The 21,767-nt window shown below is 42.6% G+C and carries 21 protein-coding genes, 4 tRNA genes and 1 other annotated feature; of the genes, 20 read left to right on the top strand and 5 right to left on the bottom strand.

What is annotated here, in order from left to right; translation table 11 throughout:
* Nucleotides 1-101: 101 nt before the first annotated feature.
* On the bottom strand, nt 102-959 hold the full coding sequence (locus tag MHH40_RS10720; protein WP_050944655.1) for a hypothetical protein: 858 nt from the start codon (nt 957-959) through the stop codon (nt 102-104).
* Between the two features lie 109 nt (nt 960-1,068).
* On the opposite strand from MHH40_RS10720, the gene MHH40_RS10725 reads away from it, so the two are divergent.
* From MHH40_RS10725 to MHH40_RS10735, 3 genes are all read left to right on the top strand, one after another.
* On the top strand, nt 1,069-2,025 hold the full coding sequence (locus MHH40_RS10725; protein ID WP_050944654.1) for a DUF4885 family protein: 957 nt from the start codon (nt 1,069-1,071) through the stop codon (nt 2,023-2,025).
* 221 nt (nt 2,026-2,246) lie between these two features.
* On the top strand, nt 2,247-3,611 hold the full coding sequence (gene dnaB / locus MHH40_RS10730; RefSeq protein ID WP_003214779.1) for a replicative DNA helicase: 1,365 nt from the start codon (nt 2,247-2,249) through the stop codon (nt 3,609-3,611).
* 129 nt (nt 3,612-3,740) lie between these two features.
* A complete protein-coding gene (locus MHH40_RS10735; RefSeq protein WP_003214623.1) occupies nt 3,741-4,154 on the top strand; it encodes a VOC family protein in 414 nt (137 codons plus the stop codon).
* Between the two features lie 32 nt (nt 4,155-4,186).
* On the opposite strand, the gene MHH40_RS10740 is transcribed toward MHH40_RS10735, so the two are convergent.
* Nucleotides 4,187-5,392 carry a cytochrome P450 gene (locus MHH40_RS10740; RefSeq protein WP_050944653.1) on the bottom strand — a complete coding sequence of 402 codons (1,206 nt, stop codon included), beginning with the start codon at nt 5,390-5,392 and terminating at the stop codon, nt 4,187-4,189.
* Between the two features lie 136 nt (nt 5,393-5,528).
* Between MHH40_RS10740 and MHH40_RS10745 the strand changes: the two genes are divergently transcribed.
* From MHH40_RS10745 to MHH40_RS10760, 4 genes are all read left to right on the top strand, one after another.
* A complete protein-coding gene (locus tag MHH40_RS10745; protein WP_050944652.1) occupies nt 5,529-6,110 on the top strand; it encodes a TetR/AcrR family transcriptional regulator in 582 nt (193 codons plus the stop codon).
* A gap of 216 nt (nt 6,111-6,326) precedes the next feature.
* Complete coding sequence (locus MHH40_RS10750; protein WP_050944651.1) at nt 6,327-7,616, top strand: adenylosuccinate synthase; 1,290 nt, start codon at nt 6,327-6,329, stop codon at nt 7,614-7,616.
* A gap of 136 nt (nt 7,617-7,752) precedes the next feature.
* Complete coding sequence (locus MHH40_RS10755; RefSeq protein WP_050944650.1) at nt 7,753-8,886, top strand: DUF418 domain-containing protein; 1,134 nt, start codon at nt 7,753-7,755, stop codon at nt 8,884-8,886.
* A 15-nt stretch (nt 8,887-8,901) separates the two neighbouring features.
* Nucleotides 8,902-9,111, top strand: coding sequence for a hypothetical protein (locus tag MHH40_RS10760; protein ID WP_050944649.1), 210 nt, complete (start codon nt 8,902-8,904; stop codon nt 9,109-9,111).
* Nucleotides 9,112-9,140: 29 nt separating this feature from the next.
* Here the strand turns inward: MHH40_RS10760 and MHH40_RS10765 are convergent, their stop codons facing one another.
* A complete protein-coding gene (locus MHH40_RS10765; protein ID WP_012011881.1) occupies nt 9,141-9,665 on the bottom strand; it encodes a peroxiredoxin family protein in 525 nt (174 codons plus the stop codon).
* A 342-nt stretch (nt 9,666-10,007) separates the two neighbouring features.
* On the opposite strand from MHH40_RS10765, the gene MHH40_RS10770 reads away from it, so the two are divergent.
* From MHH40_RS10770 to MHH40_RS10820, 11 genes are all read left to right on the top strand, one after another.
* Nucleotides 10,008-10,083, top strand: a tRNA-Lys gene (locus MHH40_RS10770).
* A 6-nt stretch (nt 10,084-10,089) separates the two neighbouring features.
* Nucleotides 10,090-10,161: transfer RNA gene (locus MHH40_RS10775), tRNA-Glu, on the top strand.
* An 81-nt stretch (nt 10,162-10,242) separates the two neighbouring features.
* Nucleotides 10,243-10,319: transfer RNA gene (locus MHH40_RS10780), tRNA-Asp, on the top strand.
* A gap of 27 nt (nt 10,320-10,346) precedes the next feature.
* A tRNA-Phe gene (locus tag MHH40_RS10785) sits at nt 10,347-10,419 on the top strand.
* Between the two features lie 350 nt (nt 10,420-10,769).
* The gene (yycF, locus tag MHH40_RS10790; protein WP_003215017.1) at nt 10,770-11,477 is read left to right on the top strand and encodes a response regulator YycF; all 708 of its coding nucleotides are present in this window, start codon (nt 10,770-10,772) and stop codon (nt 11,475-11,477) included.
* 7 nt (nt 11,478-11,484) lie between these two features.
* Nucleotides 11,485-13,323 carry a cell wall metabolism sensor histidine kinase WalK gene (gene walK, locus MHH40_RS10795; RefSeq protein WP_050944648.1) on the top strand — a complete coding sequence of 613 codons (1,839 nt, stop codon included), beginning with the start codon at nt 11,485-11,487 and terminating at the stop codon, nt 13,321-13,323.
* The gene (gene yycH, locus MHH40_RS10800) at nt 13,313-14,692 is read left to right on the top strand and encodes a two-component system activity regulator YycH (RefSeq protein WP_050944647.1); all 1,380 of its coding nucleotides are present in this window, start codon (nt 13,313-13,315) and stop codon (nt 14,690-14,692) included. Before walK ends, yycH begins: the two co-directional genes overlap by 11 nt.
* A complete protein-coding gene (locus tag MHH40_RS10805; protein ID WP_340901062.1) occupies nt 14,679-15,542 on the top strand; it encodes a two-component system regulatory protein YycI in 864 nt (287 codons plus the stop codon). Before yycH ends, MHH40_RS10805 begins: the two co-directional genes overlap by 14 nt.
* A 6-nt stretch (nt 15,543-15,548) precedes the next feature.
* Nucleotides 15,549-16,343 (top strand): MBL fold metallo-hydrolase, encoded by a 795-nt coding sequence (locus MHH40_RS10810; RefSeq protein WP_034660602.1) that lies wholly within the window; start codon nt 15,549-15,551, stop codon nt 16,341-16,343.
* 78 nt (nt 16,344-16,421) lie between these two features.
* The gene (locus tag MHH40_RS10815) at nt 16,422-17,612 is read left to right on the top strand and encodes a S1C family serine protease (protein ID WP_411431631.1); all 1,191 of its coding nucleotides are present in this window, start codon (nt 16,422-16,424) and stop codon (nt 17,610-17,612) included.
* A gap of 68 nt (nt 17,613-17,680) precedes the next feature.
* The gene (locus MHH40_RS10820) at nt 17,681-18,145 is read left to right on the top strand and encodes a GNAT family N-acetyltransferase (protein WP_050944644.1); all 465 of its coding nucleotides are present in this window, start codon (nt 17,681-17,683) and stop codon (nt 18,143-18,145) included.
* Nucleotides 18,146-18,183: 38 nt separating this feature from the next.
* Here MHH40_RS10820 and MHH40_RS10825 read toward each other — a convergent pair whose 3' ends face one another.
* A complete protein-coding gene (locus MHH40_RS10825) occupies nt 18,184-19,065 on the bottom strand; it encodes an ABC transporter ATP-binding protein (protein ID WP_050944643.1) in 882 nt (293 codons plus the stop codon).
* Nucleotides 19,066-19,752 carry an ABC transporter permease subunit gene (locus MHH40_RS10830; protein ID WP_050944642.1) on the bottom strand — a complete coding sequence of 229 codons (687 nt, stop codon included), beginning with the start codon at nt 19,750-19,752 and terminating at the stop codon, nt 19,066-19,068.
* Between the two features lie 192 nt (nt 19,753-19,944).
* Nucleotides 19,945-20,215 (top strand) — a binding site (T-box leader).
* 109 nt (nt 20,216-20,324) lie between these two features.
* On the opposite strand from MHH40_RS10830, the gene MHH40_RS10835 reads away from it, so the two are divergent.
* Nucleotides 20,325-21,185, top strand: a complete 861-nt coding sequence (locus MHH40_RS10835) for an SAM hydrolase/SAM-dependent halogenase family protein (protein WP_050944641.1) — start codon at nt 20,325-20,327, stop codon at nt 21,183-21,185.
* 14 nt (nt 21,186-21,199) lie between these two features.
* Complete coding sequence (locus tag MHH40_RS10840; protein ID WP_050944640.1) at nt 21,200-21,757, top strand: ECF-type riboflavin transporter substrate-binding protein; 558 nt, start codon at nt 21,200-21,202, stop codon at nt 21,755-21,757.
* Nucleotides 21,758-21,767: the final 10 nt, after the last annotated feature.

The following is a 21,767-nucleotide window of genomic DNA, read 5'->3' on the forward strand; positions in this document are numbered from 1 at the left end:
GATTCAATAGTATGCACAGCTTTTTTAAGAGTGGCGAATAATAACAATAAAAAAAAGTAAGGGATGTACCCTTACTTTTTAATTCTGTAAACACCATTCAATTAGAATCCATCTGTGACATCATATTCGTAACGGATATCGGCTTTGACATTGCTCATAGTAGATCTCGCTGTAGCCTTTGCGTTGTACTTAAAGCTCCATTTTTGCGCGACTTTTAATTGATCTTCAAGAGAAATACGGTAAGAACCACTTGTTGCAGATGAAAAAATGGATTCGTTCCAAATCTTGTTTTCATCAGCCATCAGCTTGTGAGTAACATTTCCTTGGTTAGGTGATTGTGTACTTGTTGTTGAAATCGATTTAACGATTGCATTTATAGGGATAGAAGAATTGCTCGTTAAATCCATTGTAATGATAGAAGAATCAACTCCTAAAAAATTCAAAGAAGTGTTCCCCATGTTGGTAGCGGCTCCCGTAAAATTGAATGTTCCATTTCCAGATTTGATGCGATCTTGAATGGAGACAGTAAAATACATATTCCCCGTATATGTACCACGGGTCACTTTTACAAAATAAGTTTCTGAAGTAGAAGTAACGTCACCAGTATTTGCGAATATAAAGGGTGTTACTGAATCGGGATTAATTACTCTTGATCCTGGCTTAGAACTCTTCGAATTATACACCTCGATTTTCATCCCTGTATATTGCTTATCATATGAACTTCGCACATAAACCCTTTCACCCTTATTGATCGTGAACTGATAATACGCTTCATTTTCACCTTCAGGTAAGATTGTCGTATCTGGACGACTATATTTCCAATATCCCATTGAGCTTGCTGTGGTAGGACTGTTATTCCCCGTAATTGCTGCTTCTGCTGAATTAGGTGCAAAAAAACTAGTAACAAGCACTAATACCAATGCAGGTAATAAAAAACGTTTGAAGATAGTATTTGTCATATTTTAACCCTCCTTGTAATAATTACTATATCGGATCAAAACTAACAAAATTTAACTGAATTGCCGATATATTTAATAATCACTAATTTTTTTAAAAAGGAGAATCAAAATGAATATTAATACGTCATACATGGCAGGTGCTTCAAACAATCAGAACCGAATAGACTATAAGGGTCAATCAGCTATCAAAAGTACAAATGATGTAATGACCGAAGCTGATAGACGAATGAAAATATTAGATGAAAAATACGAAAAAATAAATGAACAAAATAAACGTTTTGAAAATCCCCATGGCCATATACACGATAAGTATCGAAATCCACGCTCTCCTTATTTCAGGAGTGATCTAACTAAAGTAGAAAGAGAAGCTGCATATACGATGGAGATTGGCTGGGCTAATTCTGGAAAAGGAGGTCAATATGACTTTAATGACGCCATCTTCCGTAACGAAAAACGGTACGATCCCACCCAAGAAAGCGTAGAAAAGAAAATATTCAATCGACAAAAAGTCAACGAACAATTGCAAGATTTATTCTCTAAAAACGGTATAACCATTCCTAAAAACACAAATTTAACTTTTACCATTGACCCAAATCATTTCAAATTAGTGGTGAGTGGATCAACAGATGAATCGCTGACCAAACAAATAGAAGACCTATTAAATACAAGCAACAATACAAGAGAATTGTTTTTCCATATTATGAAAAGTAGAAATGATGATTCTACTCAATTCACGCCTGATTCTCTTGCAAAGTTCCATCTTGTGAATCAAATCAAAACGGTCACAGGCTACAATTTAAAGGATTTAAGCATTGTAAATGGTCAATTTGTAACGGATAAAGGGACGAATATTTTTGATATATACAAAGAAGATCTCCTGAAAAACCCATACACAGCAGAACATGCACGAATTGCCGCTTCACATTACGGAGCACAGCTGTTTGATCTAGCGAAAAACGGGTTTGATTCTATTCCCGATTTGGTGTTATCAATTGGTTATCAAAACGGGTCTTTACATGACATTGGGCAAAAAGAAAATTATGGAGTGAAGAAAACGATCGATTAACAACATGTGAACGGTAACAGATACAAATCCCATTAGCGGCAATGAAGGACTCTATAACAATTGATGTTACAGGGTCTTTTCTATTGAGATGCGTTGGTTGGCTGTTCAGCGAAACATCCTCATGGTAATTTTGACTATAGTCGATGTTTTTCACTTTTTTATTGATGAAAATGTTAAAATGATGAGTAGCGTATTTTTTTTATGAAAGGACGGTGCTTGGCATGACGGAACTTCTCGATGACCGGCTGCCGCCGCAAAATATAGAAGCCGAGCAGGCCGTATTAGGTGCTGTTTTTTTAGAACCATCTGCGCTCACGCTCGCTTCTGAGGTATTAATTCCAGAGGATTTCTATAGAATGTCGCATCAAAAGATTTACAATGCGATGCTTGTACTTGGTGATAGAGGGGAACCGGTCGATCTTGTTACGGTGACTTCTGAACTGGCCAATACAGATTTACTAGAAGAGGTAGGCGGGATTTCGTATTTAACCGATATTGCGAATTCTGTCCCAACTGCCGCAAACATTGAATACTATGCAAAAATTGTAGAAGAGAAATCAATTTTAAGACGTCTGATCCGCACGGCGACAACCATTGCACAGGATGGGTACACGCGTGAGGATGAAGTAGAGGATCTGTTGAGTGATGCTGAAAAGACCATTATGGAAGTGGCGCAGCGTAAAAACTCAGGAGCCTTCCAAAACATTAAGGACGTGCTTGTTCAGACATATGATAATATTGAACAGCTTCATAACCGAAAAGGCGATATCACAGGGATTCCAACAGGTTTCTCCGAGCTTGACCGGATGACAGCTGGATTCCAGCGAAATGACTTAATTATTGTAGCGGCTCGTCCATCAGTAGGGAAAACAGCCTTCGCATTGAACATCGCACAAAATGTTGCGACCAAAACGGACGAAAGTGTCGCCATCTTTAGTTTAGAGATGGGGGCTGAGCAGCTCGTCATGCGTATGCTTTGTGCAGAGGGGAATATCAATGCACAGAACCTAAGAACCGGTAATCTGACAGAAGAGGACTGGGGCAAGCTGACAATGGCGATGGGCTCGCTATCAAATAGTGGGATTTTCATAGATGATACGCCTGGAATCAGAGTAAGTGAAATTCGTTCGAAATGCCGCCGCTTGAAGCAAGAAAACGGTCTTGGCATGATCCTGATTGACTACTTACAGCTCATTCAAGGGAGCGGACGATCAAGCGATAACCGTCAGCAAGAGGTTTCTGAAATCTCTAGGGCATTAAAATCACTGGCAAGGGAGCTTGAAGTTCCAGTTATTGCTTTGTCTCAGCTTTCACGTGGAGTAGAGCAGCGTCAGGACAAACGTCCGATGATGTCTGATATTCGTGAATCAGGAAGTATTGAGCAGGATGCCGATATCGTGGCATTCCTTTATCGTGATGATTACTACGACAAAGAATCAGAGAATAAGAACATTATTGAAATCATTATTGCCAAACAACGTAACGGTCCAGTTGGTACAGTATCACTGGCGTTCGTCAAAGAATATAACAAATTCGTCAACCTGGAAAGAAGATTTGACGATGCGGGTGTTCCGCCCGGTGCTTAAAGCCCAGCTCAAGAAGCTGGGCTTTTTTTGATGGATCTACATCGAAAGAATGATTGAAAAACGGTCGAAATGAGGAGGAGAGAAAGACAGAGAAATCGTATACTAAAAGGAGAAAAGGAGTGATGACTGATGAAATTTCAACAGTTCGAAGCCGCTCAATTACGCATCGCACGCCCAACCGTCAACATGGAAGAGGTTGTGTCCTTTTATGAAGAAGGCTTAGGGCTCAAACGAATAGGCTCGTTTGATCAGCATGAAGGATATGACGGCGTCATGCTGGGACTTCCTCATCAGCATGTTCATTTAGAAATCACGAAGCATGAAGAAGAAGAAAGTCTGCCCTCCCCGCATCCAGAACAGCTTCTTGTGTTCTATATTCCAAATGCTGAGGAATTTCAGCAAATGAAAGAGAGGTTGATCTCATTTGGCGGACGGCAAGTCACCTCTACAAATCCATATTGGGAACGGGGAGGAGCAACCATTGAAGATCCAGATGGGTATCGCATTGTGCTCATGAACACAGATGGAATCACCCCCGTTTAAAAAAAGACTCCCTTGCCCGGGAGTCTTTTCTGTTATGAACGAGGCGTGACACGCAGTTTCAGCTCTTTCAGTCCATACATGCTGCTGCTTGTCATCGGAACGTAAGAAAGGAGCTCTAACGCCTCATATCGTTCGATTAAAATCTTTATAGCTGTACATGCTTCAAGACGTGCGAGTGGTGCGCCAAGACAGAAATGGATGCCGTGCCCGAAACCAATATGAGGGTTAGGGTGGCGGTGTATATCGAATTCATGTGCGCTTGAAAATTGACGCTCATCTCGGTTGGCAGAAGCAAGAAACACAATCACATTGTCCCCCTTTTTCAACACTTCCCCTCCAAGCTCTGTATCTTTTGTGACATAACGGACGATCGTAGGAGCTGGTGCACGAAAACGGACGGCCTCTTCCACCGCACGTGGGATGAGTTCAGGTGATTGGGAGAGCGCTTCATACGCACCCGGCTGTTCTAACAAGCTGAAGATCATATTGGAGATCAAGTTGGTGGTTGTTTCGTTGCCGGCTAAAAGAAGAAGATTACAGAATGGTATTAGTTCATCCGCTGACAGTTTTTCTCCATTCTCCTCTGCTTGAATAATGAGGGAAATCAAATCATCACCGAGGTTGTGACGTTTCTTTTTAATGGTGTCTGCAAAAAACGCCATCATGTCAGCTTCTCCTTTGTCACGTGTTTTCTGCCATTCAGCTACATCCTCCTCATTTTCACTTTTAGGCATGCTGACGAGAATATCTGACCATTCTTTAAAGGATTGTTTATGCTCTGACGGCACACCTAAAAGCTCTGCAATGACAATGACAGGAAGCGGATAAGAGATGTCTTGCACTAGGTCAATCTCTTTTTTTCCTTCAAGTTGTGCCATGAGTTCATCCATCAATTCTTGAATACGAGGCTCCCACAATTTCATGACTCGAGGAGTAAAGGCTTTGCTGACAATGGAGCGGATACGAGTGTGATTGGGAGGGTCCATCATCACCATTGTTTTCATCAGTGAATGCTTCCGCTGGTTTTTAGGAGGCTGACTCGAAAAGGTATCTTTATCGATTGTCACACGTTTTGCTTCCTCGTAGGTGAATACACTCCACGTTCGGCTGGCTTCGTCAAAATGAACAGGTGATGTCTGGCGCATGTTGGCATACCAATCAAATGGGTGATACGGGTCCTGCTTGTTTTTTCCTCTTAATAACGTTTTTTGCACGGCACTTGGGGTCGTTGTTTCCATGATCATCACTCCTTATAGGTTGTCAGATGCTTCCTTTTTTTCATTGTGTTAGATTAAAGTTAATTCATCAGCCTGGAGGATTCAACCAACAGAAAAGCGAAATCTGTTGAAGAAAATAGGAAGGGGAGAGCGGCTTGTGGCGGACTGCTACAGAGAGGATAAGCGCGCAACGGAATCAAAGCAGCAATTAAGAAAAGCATTATTTCAGTTATTAAGCGAGAAAGAATGGGGGAAGATTTCTGTACAGGATTTGACGAAAGTGGCGGGCATCCACCGCACGACCTTTTATCAGCATTATGAGGATAAATTTGATCTTGCCCAGCAGGTGATGGATGAGATGTTTGATGTGATGAAATGTGCCATTTTTGCGCCTGTACAAGAAGGTGATTTGGAAAAAGAACATGCAGCATATGTATATATTTTTCGATTTTATCAGCATTTGCAAGAACACGAAGAGGAGTATCAAATTCTCTTGAAACGAGGACGAGAGCTCAATATTCATGAAACGGTTCGTGCTTTTTTTGAAGAAAGCTTTTCTTTGGGGGTAAAGGGGGTTGCAGGCTCAAAACCTGATCCGCATCTCGTTCCTATCGACATGCAGAAGCAATTCGTCATTTCAGCTTACGTTGGAACAGCTGAATGGTGGCTGAGGACAGGGAGACCGTACTCACCTGATTTTATGGCAAGCTCGATGATTCATTTAATTGAAAATCAATAGAAAGTAAGAATAATCAAAATCGTTGTTTTTACTCAAAATCTCCCTTTTTAAGCGCTGAAGAAGTGATTAAAGCGCTTTTTCTCATATTTAAAACGAACAAAATTTGATTTCGAGATATTAATGTTCGGATTTAGCGTTGACTTTTTCGTTTTGCATTGATAAAATAAATGTGTTTGAAAGAGATAACGTTTTGAAAGGTTAACGGAGGTGCACGATATGTCTTCAGTAGTCGTAGTAGGTACGCAGTGGGGTGACGAAGGGAAAGGGAAAATTACCGATTTCCTTTCAGAAAATGCAGAGGTGATTGCCCGTTATCAAGGGGGAAACAATGCAGGTCACACGATCAAATTTGATGGAGTGACTTACAAGCTACACCTCATTCCGTCCGGTATTTTTTATAAAGAAAAAACTTGTGTCATCGGTAATGGAATGGTGGTTGATCCTAAAGCGTTGGTCACTGAGCTTGCGTATCTTCACGAACGGAATGTGAGTACAGATAACCTCAGAATCAGCAATAGAGCCCATGTGATTTTGCCTTACCATTTAAAATTGGACGAGGTAGAAGAAGAGCGGAAAGGGGCTAACAAGATCGGTACGACGAAAAAAGGAATCGGACCAGCTTATATGGACAAAGCAGCTCGTATCGGTATCCGTGTCGCAGATCTATTAGATCGTGAAGTATTTGAAGAGAAGCTTGCACGTAATCTAGAAGAGAAAAATCGTCTTTTAGAGAAAATGTACGACGCAGAAGGCTTCAAGATTGAAGATATTTTAGACGAGTATTATGACTATGGTCAGCAAGTGAAAAAATATGTCGTGGACACATCTGTTGTCTTGAATGACGCACTAGATGAAGGCCGCCGCGTGCTATTTGAAGGAGCACAAGGTGTGATGCTTGATATCGATCAAGGGACATATCCATTTGTTACGTCATCTAATCCAGTGGCTGGAGGAGTGACGATTGGTTCTGGTGTAGGACCAACGAAAATTCAACATGTGGTCGGCGTGTCAAAAGCGTACACAACACGTGTTGGAGATGGCCCATTCCCGACAGAACTCCATGATGACATTGGCGATCAAATCCGTGAGGTTGGCCGTGAATACGGTACAACAACTGGACGCCCGCGCCGTGTTGGCTGGTTTGACAGTGTGGTTGTCCGACATGCTCGCCGTGTGAGCGGGATTACAGATCTATCTCTTAACTCAATTGATGTATTGACAGGGATTGAAACATTGAAAATCTGTGTCGCTTATAAATTGAACGGAGAAATCACAGAAGAATTCCCAGCAAGTCTAAAAGAATTAGCGAAATGTGAGCCTGTCTACGAAGAAATGCCAGGATGGACAGAGGATATTACAGGCGTGAAGAATTTAAGCGAACTGCCTGAAAATGCCCGTCATTATTTAGAGCGTATTTCACAATTAACAGGTATTCCACTTTCCATTTTCTCAGTCGGACCAGATCGTTCACAAACGAACGTTGTCCGCAGCGTGTACCGTCCATAATCATAGACTGATCAGACACCAGTAAAATTGCACATTTTACTGGTGTCTTTTTGTTTAAAAATTTCTTAATTTCAGTAGAACAAGCTTCCGATCATTACCAAAATATGATAACTGTATAGGGGGAAGGAGCGTTCTAGTGAAAGAAAGAATAAGATTATTAGATATTTTAAGAGGTTTCGCCATATTAGGCACATTGGGAACGAACGTCTGGTTTTTTGCCTATGCAGGGGATATCTTTGCGACAGATCAGATTGCAGATGAATATGAGAATGGCAGTTTTCTAGAAAGCCTTGTTTCCATGTTCGTCTATGGGAAAATGCTCTCGCTGCTTACTATCATGTTCGGTGTAGGGCTAGAACTCAAATACCAGCAGGCCAAAAGAAAAAACACGCCTTGGCCGGGTACATATTTATGGATTCTTTTATTTTTATTTATCGAAGGCTTTGTCCATTTTGCACTTGTGATGGAATATGATGTGCTCATGAGTTACGCTGTCACCGGTTTGCTTGTGGCATTTATTGTGCGAGGAGGGAGCAAGCGTATCAAAAGAGGCATGCTCTTCTCTGGAGTCATTCATCTGCTTGTTCTGTCCTGTCTGATGGTGTTCGCCCTCTCTGAAATGGAAACAGAATCGTATGATCAAAGCAGTGAACCGGCGCTGGAAGAGCAGCTGCCAGACACATGGATCTCACAGGTTCAAGAACGATTACAACACTTTTTCATGTACCGGGGGGAAGCGATCTTTATCATTCCAATGAACACATTTCTGTTTTTATTAGGTGTGCGGATGATGAGAGCCGGTGTTTTTTATGCAAACGAACGCGGGCAATCTCTACGGAAAAGATTATTCCGAATCGGTCTGTGGGTGGGTTTGCCGCTGAATGCACTTGTCTTCGTTCCGAACGAACTAGTGGAATTCGTTGTGCGCTATGCGTTTTCGCCATTCCTCTCTCTTTTCTATATCGCTGTTATTGCGAAGCTCTTGGCTCACACGGAGTCATGGTTCATGTGGAATTGGTTTGAATATGTAGGGAAAATGGCGCTCAGCTGTTACATCCTGCAAAATGTCATCTGCTCGGTTCTTTTTTATAGCTGGGGATTGGGTCTTGGCGGGCAAATCAACGCCCCTCTTATCGTATTGGCATGGCTGCTCATTTCTCTTCTGCAAATCGCCATATCAGCATGTTGTCTAAAGGTTTGGAGAATTGGTCCGATGGAATTTATTCGTTCGCGGGCACTTCGCCGGGTGACGAAGAAGAAAGCAGCATAAAGGGGAATCGTTACAATGTTTTTCAAAAAAAGTACGAAAAAAGAACAAGCGAATGCACATAAAGCAGCAGGGCCGGCATTTATCTTTTATCTTCTCGCATTAGGAGGACATTCGCTTTACTCTTATTTCCAGGGTGATAAACCACCCGTCACTTTTGTGATTCTCATGTCGGGTCTTCTTGTGTTTTTCGTCGCAGACTGGATATATCATAAAAGGAATTCATAAAAGAAGCCCTCGTCATGAGGGCTTCTTTCTTATTTCACGCTTTTATATTGGCCTTTTAAGTTTTTGCGGATGTACTGAATGATTTTGCGCAGTTCGTTGGCATGCGGTCTGCCAAACGGACTTGTTTGTCTTTGCTGATAGAGGACTTGGCCCTTTTCGTTTAGTAAGAAATAGGCAGGTTCCCCGTGCACTCCGTGATCTTCATAAGGAGCATCTTCTCCGTGATAGTGGACTTCATATGCTTTTAATGAAGTGAGGTCCTTGTCAGACATGATTGGGAAGGATAGTCCTTCTTTATCGGCAAATTCCTTCAAGTCATCAGAATGATCCGTTGAAATCGCCATTAAGTGGATATCCTTGTCTTGAAAGTATGACTGCTGCTGTTCGAGCTCTTTCAATTCTTCTACACATACTGGGCACCATGAGCCTCTAAAGAAGACGATGAGGTGCCAGCTTTGATGCTCCTCTAAATGTTTGTGAAAATCAATATGTTCGCCCTGAATGGTTGGAAGTGAAAAATTGGGCATTTTATCTCCTAATTTGAATGAACTCATACTGCTTCCTCCTTTTTCAATCACAATGTCACTTGTTTCATGTATAACCAATTCCGGGAGGTCTAAAACGTTTCTATGTGCTTGAATAGGTAGTGATCATGAAAAGAGGCAGCAAAAATGAAGGCGGTTGCAAGTAGAAGGGATTTGGCAGGAGATTTCAAATCCGACACTTTTTTTAAAAAAATGTCGAAAAACGTATTGCCATATGTAATTACTCTATGATATTATAAATCTCGTTGTTGCAAAGGTCTCTGAAACTTGTTAGGATGCGATGTTCCAGCTTTTTTAAAGCGATTGGTTTGACGCAATACAACTTCTTCAGAATTACTTTTCACAAACCGAGAGCCATTAGCTCAGTTGGTAGAGCATCTGACTTTTAATCAGAGGGTCGAAGGTTCGAGTCCTTCATGGCTCACCATGTATTGGCCCGTTGGTCAAGCGGTTAAGACACCGCCCTTTCACGGCGGTAACACGGGTTCGAATCCCGTACGGGTCATTGATTTACTTTAGCGTTAAGCTAATTTTTCCTCACTTGCTTGGAAGAGCACCACGATTGCTTTTTCAGGCAAGTTACTGAGGTCCGGTAGTTCAGTTGGTTAGAATGCCTGCCTGTCACGCAGGAGGTCGCGGGTTCGAGTCCCGTCCGGACCGCCATTTATACTTATTCATCTTTTTGATGATGGCTCGGTAGCTCAGTTGGTAGAGCAACGGACTGAAAATCCGTGTGTCGGCGGTTCGATTCCGTCCCGAGCCACTTCCAAACGCATCTGCAATCGCAGGTGCGTTTTTATTTTATGAAAAGAAGGCATAAAAAGGGAGAAGCCGGACCTAGGTAGGGCCCGGCTCCATAAGAAGAAGACGTTACATCTATATAGACGATCAGTGACTGGAAAAGTTTCAATAAAAAAGGAAAAAAACCATCATTTTTTTGAGTATCGTCTTCCTATCCAACGATTGCTAGAAAAGAAAGCCGTTATTATTTTTATCTTTGCCACGTAAAACGTTATAATAGACAGTGAACCTTTTTTGCTCAAATCAAAAAGGTCTGATGAGACATGCAAAAATGGAATGACATAGATGCTAAAAATGCAGGAGGAAATCACAATGGAAAAAAAGATTCTTGTCGTAGATGATGAAAAACCGATTGCTGATATATTGGAGTTTAACTTAAGAAAAGAGGGCTATGAGGTTCATTGTGCATATGACGGCAATGAAGCCCTTGAAATGGTAGAAGAAATCAAACCGGACATTATTCTGCTCGACATTATGCTACCGAACAAAGATGGCGTTGAGGTATGCCGTGAAGTGAGAAAGAAATATGACATGCCGATTATCATGCTGACAGCAAAAGACTCTGAAATTGATAAAGTCATCGGTCTTGAGCTTGGCGCAGATGATTATGTGACGAAGCCATTTAGCACGCGCGAACTGCTTGCCCGTGTGAAAGCGAATTTGAGAAGACAAATTGCTACGCCGCAGACAGAGGAAGAATCTGAATCAAATGATATTGAAATTGGATCACTTGTCATTTATCCAGATGCATATGTGGTGTCTAAGCGCGAGGAAACGATTGAATTGACGCACCGTGAGTTCGAATTGCTTCATTACTTAGCGAAACATATCGGACAGGTTATGACACGTGAGCACTTGCTGCAAACCGTATGGGGCTACGATTACTTCGGGGATGTCCGTACAGTAGACGTCACCGTCCGCCGTCTTCGTGAGAAAATTGAAGACAACCCTAGCCACCCGAGCTGGATCGTGACAAGACGAGGCGTCGGCTACTATTTAAGAAACCCAGAGCAGGACTAAGATTCTTATGAATAAAGTAGGTTTTTTTCGCTCGATTCACTTTAAATTGACCTTAATTTACGTGCTGCTGATCATCGTCGCCATGCAGATCATTGGCGTGTACTTTGTGAAGCAGCTAGAGCAGTCCTTAATTAATTCATATGATAATTCCTTGAATCAGCGAATCTACTCGTTATCGTATTACCTAGAACAAGATTCATCGAAAAGCAAGGCAGAATTAAAAGAGGATGCTCAAAAGATATTAAACGACTTTAACAACAAAGATGAGTCTAATGAAATTTCTGAAGTCAGCTATATTGATGAAAGCAGAGAGGTGATTGCCTCTGTGAATAACGGCAGTCAGGAGATTGCCGGCAAGAAAATCACAGATCAAATCATTAGCCGTATTTTCGCAGTAGGCAAAGACTATGAAAAGAAATTCTATGACCCAGAATCAAATAAACGGGTGCGTATCTCTGCGACAGCCGTGAAAAATGAAAACCAAGAAACTGTCGGTGTGATTTATGTTGTGTCTTCGATGGAGAGCGTGTTTAACCAAATGCGAACCATTAACACCATTTTGGCAACTGGCACACTGATCGCCCTTGGGACGACCGCACTACTTGGAATTTTCATCTTTAGAACAATCACTCATCCTATTTCGGATATGAGAAAGCAAGCGATCGAGCTCGCCAAAGGGAACTTTTCCAGAAAGGTTCGAAAGTATGGACATGACGAGATTGGCCAGCTTGCGACAACCTTTAACCATCTGACGAGAGAGCTGGAGGAAGCGCAGCTGATGACGGAGGGTGAGCGGAAAAAACTTTCTTCGGTCATTGCCTATATGACGGATGGCGTCATCGCAACGAATCAAAACGGTGCGATTATTCTATTAAACAGCCCAGCATTAGAGCTGTTAAATGTTTCACGTGAAACAGCACTAGAGATGCCGATCACGTCCTTACTGGGCCTCGAGGACACGCATACCTTTGAAGATTTAGTCGAAAATCAAGATTCCATGCTGATAGAAATCGAACGCGAAGATCAGTTGTCTGTTTTGCGTGTCAATTTCTCAGTGATTCAGAAAGAGCATGGGAAGATTGATGGTTTAATTGCGGTCATTTATGACGTCACAGAGCAGGAGAAAATCGATGCAGAACGCCGTGAATTTGTCGCAAACGTATCACATGAGCTGCGCACACCGCTAACGACGATGCGAAGCTATCTTGAGGCTCTGGCTGAAGGCGCAATTGGTGATAAAGAGCTTGCGCCAAGGTTCCTCAGTGTTACGCAAAATGAAACAGAGCGCATGATCAGGCTTGTTAATGACCTGCTGCAGCTGTCTAAGTTTGACAGCAAGGATTATCAATTCAACCGTGAGTGGACGAATTTTATCAGATTTATCTCATTGGTCATTGATCGTTTTGAAATGACAAAGGAGCAGCATGTCGAGTTTATTCGCAATCTTCCGCAACGTGAAATATACGTGGAAATTGATCAAGATAAAATCACACAAGTGCTCGATAATATCATTTCCAATGCTATGAAATACTCGCCAGAGGGTGGACATATCACGTTTACCGTTGATCTGGATGAGGAGAATGGCCTTGTATTATTCAGCGTCAAAGATGAAGGGATCGGTATTCCGAAGAAGGATATGGATAAAATCTTTGAACGTTTTTATCGAGTGGATAAGGCGAGAACAAGAAAACTTGGCGGAACCGGCCTAGGCCTTGCGATTGCAAAAGAAATGGTTCAGGCTCATGGCGGAGATATTTGGGCTGACAGCATTGAAGGAAAAGGAACAACAGTGACCTTTACCCTTCCGTACAATGAAGAACAAGAGGATGATTGGGATGAAGCGTGAGACCTTTAAAACCATAATATTGACAATCCTAATTGCGATCAGTCTTGTGTTTACGTGGAATATCTGGATGTTCCAGCCCGTCATGCAGGACCAGGCAGATGCCGGCACTCAGGTCGTGGAAACGAAGAAGATATCAAGCGATGAGCCTAGAAGCCTCATTGATGTCGTGAAGCCGCGCGAGATGTTCATCCATTCAAATGGGGAGCATTTTAAAGTGGATCAAAAGGAACTCTTTCAAAACTTCTGGAATGATGTGAGCCTTTGGGATGTGAAAGAGATTTCGGATGTGTCAGATCAATATTCGGAGCAGAAATTTAAGAATTTCTTCTATGGAAGCGGAGGACAGGGGAAGACATTGGATCTTGTGTTCAATGACCCGATTCCGATTGATATTTTCCAAGCACTGTTTAAATGGCCGAACAAGTCCATTGAATACAACTCGTTTGACCGGATGATTGTGCCGTTCTCCCAGCAGGACAAGGCCAATAAGAAAGTTTATTTGGTTTCATACAGCAAGGAAACGGTGCTAGAGCTGACAATAGAATCCGCTAACTATCGGAATCTCATGGACAGTATCGCAGCCGCTCAAAACGAGATGCCGCACTATGATCTCTATACATTCTCAGCGAATTCGAAACGAGATTTCCTCCTTCCGAGAAAGCAAAAGCAGCTTGAAGCGAAAATGTTCTTTATCGAAACGATTAAGACAAGCAAATTCAAGGACGCTTTGTTTACGGATCCGAGTCTAGTCGGCGAGGAGTCTAATTTAAACCGAACGGTGTACACAGATGGCACAAGTCGCCTTGAAGCCAATCAAAAAGACCACCGCATCCAATATCAACATCGCAATATCAATAGCAGCACCGTTTTCCAAACGGGTGATTTGATCAAACGAAGTGTGAAGTATTTCAATGATACGGGGAGCTTTACCGATGACTTTCAATACTTTGGTATCAATAGCAACCAGCAGCTTTCCTTTAATATGTTTATGGATGGCCTGCCGATCGTCAACAGTACAAAGCACCCATTTGGGATGACCTCTCTTGAAGTACAGTGGGCGAATGACGACATCTTGAATTACAAGCGTCCAAACTATATTCTAGGCAACAAAGCGAGTCAGAGTGAACAAGTCAAGCTGATGAACGGGACAGAGCTGAAGGACTTAATCGTCAAGCAGACGAAATATGATGACCTTGAGAAAATTGAACAAATTTTCCCGGCCTATCAAGCTGTTTCCACCGCATCAGATCAAGATCAAGCGATGTTTGTCTGGCTGGAGCCAGTATGGTGCATGAAATACAATGGCAAAACCGTGATTCTATCGCATGATTTGTTGACAGAGGGGAGCGAGAATCATGGAGTGGAATAAGACCAAAACGATCTTTATCCTAGCCTTTCTCGTTCTCGATATCTTTCTAGGTTTTCAATACTTTGAAAAACGATCAACCGATCATTTTGCGATTATCGAAAAAACGGATACGCTGGAAGAAATGAAGGCAGACGGGATCAAATATGGCAATCTATCAGATGAAGCGAAGATTGGCTACCGCATTACAGCTGAAAAGAAGCAATATACGAAAAAGGATGTCGACGGATTAGCAGATCAAAAGGCGAAAAGCACATTCCCGAAAACAGACAAAGATGATCCGGTCACGCTGCTTGAAATGACCTTCACTAAACCAGTGGCCTTGCCGAAAAAAGATATGAAAACAGCGGCGGCAAACCTTGTAAACCAGCGTTTGCTGGATGGGAAGAATTATAAGCTGTGGAGTATTGATGAAGAGACAGGGAAGATCGTCTTTTTCCAAACGTATAAAGGGAAATACATTTTCCAAGAGGGGCTTGATGACTCCGAAACCATCGGAAAAATCACCTTAGATCTAAATGATAAAAACGAGGTCGTATCGTATCAGCAGTCGATGGTGACATCGATTAATGAAGTGAGAAAAGAAACCCTAGTGCCAGCGCTTGAAACTGTGAAGGATTTATATACGCAAAACATGCTGAGCCAAAACACGATCGTGAAAAAGGTAGAGCTGGGCTACTATACGCAATACCCAGGTGCAAGCACGCAGGTCATGGTGCCTGTATGGCGAGTCGAGCTTGAAGGCGTATCAGCTAGTTCAAAGAAAAAGACAGAAGAAGAATATTTGATCAATGCCATTGATGGCTCAACACTTGATCATATAGAGAAAGATGACAAATCCTCAATGGAGTGAGAGAACATGAGCTTGCAGTTCAGTGTACTAGCGAGCGGAAGTACGGGGAACGCTTTTTATTTAGAAACAGACGAGCATGCCTTTTTAGTGGATGCTGGGTTAAGCGGCAAACAGATGGTCGAGCTGCTTGGTCAAATCGACCGCAAGCCTGAGGACTTGGACGGCATTTTTGTGACACACGAGCACTCAGATCATATTAAAGGGCTCGGTGTCATGGCAAGAAAGTACAAGCTCCCTGTCTATGCAAATGCGAAAACATGGAAGGCGATGGAGTCTCATATCGGGAAGATTGATACAGAGCAAAAATTCCATTTTGATATGGAAACCGTCCAATCTTTCGGCGGTCTCGATGTTGAGTCCTTTGGTGTCTCACATGATGCGGCTGAACCCATGTTTTACGTGTTCCATTATGGCGGGCGCAAACTTGCCCTAATGACGGATACAGGCTATGTGAGTGACCGTATGAAAGGGATCATTCAGTCAGCCAATACATTTGTATTTGAGAGCAATCATGATGTCGGTATGCTGCAAATGGGCCGATACCCGTGGAGTATTAAGCGTAGAATTTTGAGCGATGTCGGACATGTTTCAAATGAAGATGCCGCTCTTGCGATGACAGATGTCATTGGAGATGCCACCTCACGCATTTACTTGGCTCATTTGAGTCAAGACAACAACATGAAGGATTTAGCCCGTATGGCGGTCCAGCAGACGCTTGAGATGAAAGGCTTTGTTGTCGGGGATGGCTTTGATTTATATGATACGGACCCGAAAAAAGCAACCCCGCTTTGCGCCGTATGATTTTTACAATCGTATGATTAAGATAAGAGCTTCTTACCAACACTATATACATCATCTATTCACTGAAAGGAAGGAAACATAGTGGATTATCGCGATGTAGAGTGGAAGCCGAGACGAAGCAGAAAAGGATATTTCCTATCTGGTCTGATCGGTGTATTGGTAGGAGCTTTTTTAATGGGATTCTTTTTCCCCTATGTGTCAGGACAGAGCGGCAGTCCCTTTGGGTGGCAGCAGAACGGAGATGGGCAAGCAGCACAGGGCCCTTTAAAGACCGTCAATGTGAACGTCAATGATGCCGTCACAAAAGTCGTATCTCATATGTCGGATACGGTTGTCGGCGTTATTAATATCCAAAAGTCGAGCTTTTGGGAAGAAGGCGGAGAGGCAGGCAGCGGGTCAGGTGTGATTTATAAGAAAAAGGGTGACACCTTTTATATCGTGACCAACCACCACGTCATCAAAGGCGCCAACCAGCTTGAAGTGAGCCTTCAGGATGGGACAAGAATTGGCGCCAATCTTGTCGGAAGCGATCAACTTATGGATTTAGCGGTTCTCACCGTCAAAAGTGATAAGATCAAGAAGACCGCCGCCTTTGGCAATTCAGATCATGTGAAGCCCGGTGAGCCAGTTATCGCCATTGGAAATCCTTTAGGGCTTGAATTCGCTGGTTCTGTCACACAAGGTGTCATTTCAGGAACGGAACGTGCAATTCCTGTGGACTCGAATGGAGACGGACAGGCGGATTGGAATGCGGAGGTACTGCAAACAGATGCCGCCATCAATCCAGGCAACAGCGGTGGTGCCTTGATCAATATGGACGGAAAAGTGATCGGCATCAACTCAATGAAGATTGCTGAATCAGAGGTAGAAGGTATTGGACTGTCTATCCCGGCGAATCTCGTTATCCCTGTCATAGAGGATTTAGAGCGCTACGGAGAGGTAAAGCGTCCGTATCTAGGCGTTGGCATGAAATCATTAGCTGATATTGCGAGCTATCACTGGCAGGAAACGCTGAAGCTGCCGTCTAACGTCACATCAGGGGTTGTCGTGATGAGTGTCGAGCCTTTGTCTCCGGCAGGAAAAGCGGGACTAAAAGAGCTGGATGTCGTCACTTCCTTTGATGGCAAGAGTGTACAGAATATCGTAGACCTTCGTAAGTATTTATATCAAAAGAAAGTCGGCGACAAGGTAAAGGTGCAGTTTTACCGAAGTGGAAAGAAAAAATCAGTAGAGATCAAACTTTCTCAAACCGACCGATTCGGCGACTAACCAGTTCATTGATGGGACTGGTTTTTTTTGCATGCTCATCATATGATGGAGGAAAGGGGGCGGTACGATTGGTTACACTACAACCAATGTCACAAACAGATTACGATGTATTGATGGAGAAGGCCATTCAGCGGTACGCAGAAGAAAAGGTACTCGCAGGGACTTGGGAGAAGGAAGAATCACTTGCAAACGCCGAAGAACAATTTGATCGGCTCCTTCCTGAAGGTCTGCAGACAGAGCATCATGAGCTCTGGGATTTCTTAAATGGGGAAGAAGCGATTGGCTGGGTTTGGCTTTGTTATGACCCCAATCATCCGCAGAAGGAAGGATTCATTTATAACTTTTTCTTATTCGAAGCTTATCGAGGCAAAGGCTTTGCAAAGCAGGCCATTGCTGCATTAGAGGAGCAAGCAATGGCATTAGGCGTGCAGAAACTCTCGCTTCATGTCTTTGCTCATAATCAAATTGCCCGTTCACTGTACGAGAAGACCGGATTTGCAGAAACCGGAATCTATATGAGTAAACCTTTATAAAAAAGAAGAAGTACCGTGCGGATCGCTACGGTACTTTTTTATGAGGTGCTCATGGCATCCTGAGCCGTGACTCTGTATAAATCAACTTTGCATTTCACGAAAGCGCGGATGATCGATGGGACTTGGGCTTCTGAACGAATCAACAATGAGGTCTCGTCATCACTGATCACAAGATCTGTTCCAACAGTTTGTAAGTACTGCGTGAGAACAGGCTTCACCTCATCATCAATCCACGCATGCTTGAAGGTTGCACGTATGTTTGAGGATGTGATGGTTTTCTCTTGAGGATGTGTATGGGGGGACACTAATTTTCCTTCAGAAATAAAAGCAGTTTTTGTACAAATACTATTTGTGAACCTTGGGTGGTCAGCCGTTAATAAGACGGTTTTCCCTTCATGTTTTAACGTGTCAATGACCTGCTGGATGTGCAAGATCGAATCTGCGTCAATATCAGCAAAAGGCTCGTCGAGTAAAATAAATTCGGGTCGATGGGCGATAGCCTGCGCCATGCCGAGCCGTTTCTTCATACCAGGTGTGAAGGAACCGACCTTTTCCTGATGATAGCGATCTAAGCCGACAAATTCGAGCAGTTCTTCATAATCACTCGTTTTCTGGCGCGTTCCGGTGATTTTTGATAAGTAGGCAATATGTTCAAGTGCCGTAAGCCCTTCATATAAATCCGTATATTCAGGCAGAACACCGATATGCTGCCTCACCTTTTTTAATGAAGGCATATTCATCATCGTAAACGTCCCAGAGGTTGGCCGGGAAATTCCCGTAATGATATTGAAAAACGTCGTCTTACCAGAACCCTTCGGTCCAATGAGCCCGAAAATATCACCTTGATTGACATCAAGGGTAATGTGATCTATCGCGACTTTTGTCCTATATTTTTTTGTGAGTTCTTTTGTATGTAGCATTTAGACATCCCTCCTTTGAAATAGGAGTGCTGTTCCAATGAGTAAGATAACGGTCAATGCTGTATTCAAGAGTACATAGGTCAGCGGCTCACTCAAGCGCACATAATAATAAGGCGTCATATATTGGAACCAATGAATCAATCGTTCTGAAGAAAGAACAGATATCATACTGACGATTGGGAAAAGAAAGGAAAACAACATCCCAACAAACATTGATTTCTGTGGGGTTGGAAAGAGCATGGACAAAAATAAAGCACATGAGATACCGACACTGATAAAGGTTAAGATTTTTAACGCATCAGAGAACAGGAAACGATGTGAAATCACCATATTCAGTACGTATGTCGTCATGATACAGCTAAGCCAAAACAGCATCAGTCCAAGATATTTCCCGATAATAATGTTCAAACGAGTGGTTTTACTGACGAGAAAACGAATGGTTTTCAAATGAATTTCTCGGCTTAAAATATCGTGAGACAATAAGAAAATAAGGAAGAAACCAAATAACGACATCACCAGTTCATTCCCAATGGAATAAGGATCCTTTGCCTCCCATTTGTCCTGATGAGCAGCAATAAACGGTAGAGTTGAAACAAAAGTAGATAAAATGAAAATAATAACAATTGTTAAAATGGATTTTGTGCTTTTGAAGAGCTGCTTAAACTCATTCATACAGATGGTCCACACACGCTGTACCTCCCTTCATCTTTATTATACCGCTAGAAAGGAAAGACACCATATCTTGCTCTTTAACATTTGTTTAAATTTTATCAAAAGAAGACTCTTTCAACACCAGTTGACTCATTTTTGAAAATGTTCAGAAAAATATCTTGATTTATCAAAAAACATCATGTATGATAGCTTTAATTCAAGATAGTTAAACAGGCAATGACGAGAGAAAGTACAATCATCAATTTTTCCACAGAGAGCTTCGGCAGCTGAAAAGAAGCAAAAATAATGATTCGAAAAATGGTCTCTGAGCCTCGTGCTGAACATATCTATGATATTAGTAGGACACGACGAGAGTTGGTACTCGTTATCAAAACCACAGTATATGAGCCAGATTGGAGCTTTGTACTTGTAGAGGCTGTTTAGCGCGAGCAAACAGTAAATAAAGGTGGTACCACGAGACAAATACCTCGTCCTTATGATTCAAGATAAGGATGGGGTATTTTTTATTGTCCACTTTTTTCATACAAATGTTCAAATGTTCCACGTGAAACACCACATCCATTTTTTCAAATGAAAGGGAGATTGACATGAGTGAACATGCATTGGTTTTACAATCAGATTTCGGTATTGATGATGGAGCAGTCAGCGCCATGTACGGAGTGGCAAATACGGTCAGCAGCAGCATCCGCCTATTTGATCTAACACACAATATACCGCAGTATGACATTTGGGAGGCATCTTACCGCCTGCTCCAAACCGTCACGTACTGGCCGGAAGAGACGGTATTCGTATCCGTCGTTGACCCAGGCGTTGGGTCAGAAAGAAAGAGTCTTGTCGTCAAAACCACAAGCTCGCACTACATCATTACCCCAGATAACGGGACACTTACGCACGTCGCACAGGATATTGGCATAGTGGAAGCCCGTTATTTAGATGAAACCATTAACCGGCTGGCAAAGTCGGGAAAATCACATACTTTCCATGGGAGAGATATTTACGCGTATACAGGGGCGAGAATTGCTTCAGGTGTGATTTCTTTTGAAGAGGTTGGGCCAAAGGCGGATATTGATGATATTATTCACCTTCCAGTCGTACAGGCTTATGCGAAAGAAGAAGTCATCACAGGGACGATTGATATTTTAGACGTGAGATTCGGAAACCTCTGGACAAACATTCATCACACGTTATTTGAACAACTTTCAATTAATTACGGTGATGCAATAGAAGTTACCATTGCCAACGGGCCAAAAAATGTGTATAAAAATATCATGACCTATGGACGATCTTTTGCCGATTTAAAGGTAGGCGAACCACTCGTATATGTCAATTCACTCGATCATTTAGGCGTGGCGATCAATCAAGGGTCATTTGCAAAGGCTTATAACATCGGTACAGGCACAGGCTGGCGCCTTTCGATTCGCAAAGCTCCGCGCATTATATACGAATAAGAGGAGGATACATCATGGCAGGTAAACAACTTTCAACGAAAACTGTCGTTGCCATCGGAATTGGCGCAGCCGTCTTTGTCATTTTAGGACGCTTCGTCTCCATTCCAACTGGGATTCCGAATACACAAATTGAAACATCGTATGCATTCCTTGCATTAATGGCCGTGCTATTTGGTCCTGTTGCAGGCGCACTGATTGGGTTTATTGGGCATCTCATTAAAGATGCCACCACATTCGGCCCTTGGTGGAGCTGGATTATCGTTTCAGGTGTTGTTGGGTTATTGATCGGCTTCATTTCGAACCGTTTAAAAGTAGAAGAGGGCGACTTTGGTTGGAAAAAAATCGTGTTCTTCAATGTAGTGCAAATCAGTGTGCAGGCAATTGGCTGGTTTGTTATTGCACCATTACTCGACATAGCAATTTATGCTGAGCCAGCAAAAAAGGTATTTTTCCAAGGCTTTACCGCAGGAATCTCAAACATCATCACAGTTGGTGTACTAGGAACCATCATCATTGCGGCTTATGCGAAAACGAGAAGCAAAAGCGGCAGTCTATCGAAAGAAACATCATGAAGCAAGGTGG

Source organism: Bacillus sp. FSL K6-2431 (assembly GCF_038005165.1).
Classification (GTDB): domain Bacteria; phylum Bacillota; class Bacilli; order Bacillales; family Bacillaceae; genus Bacillus; species Bacillus pumilus.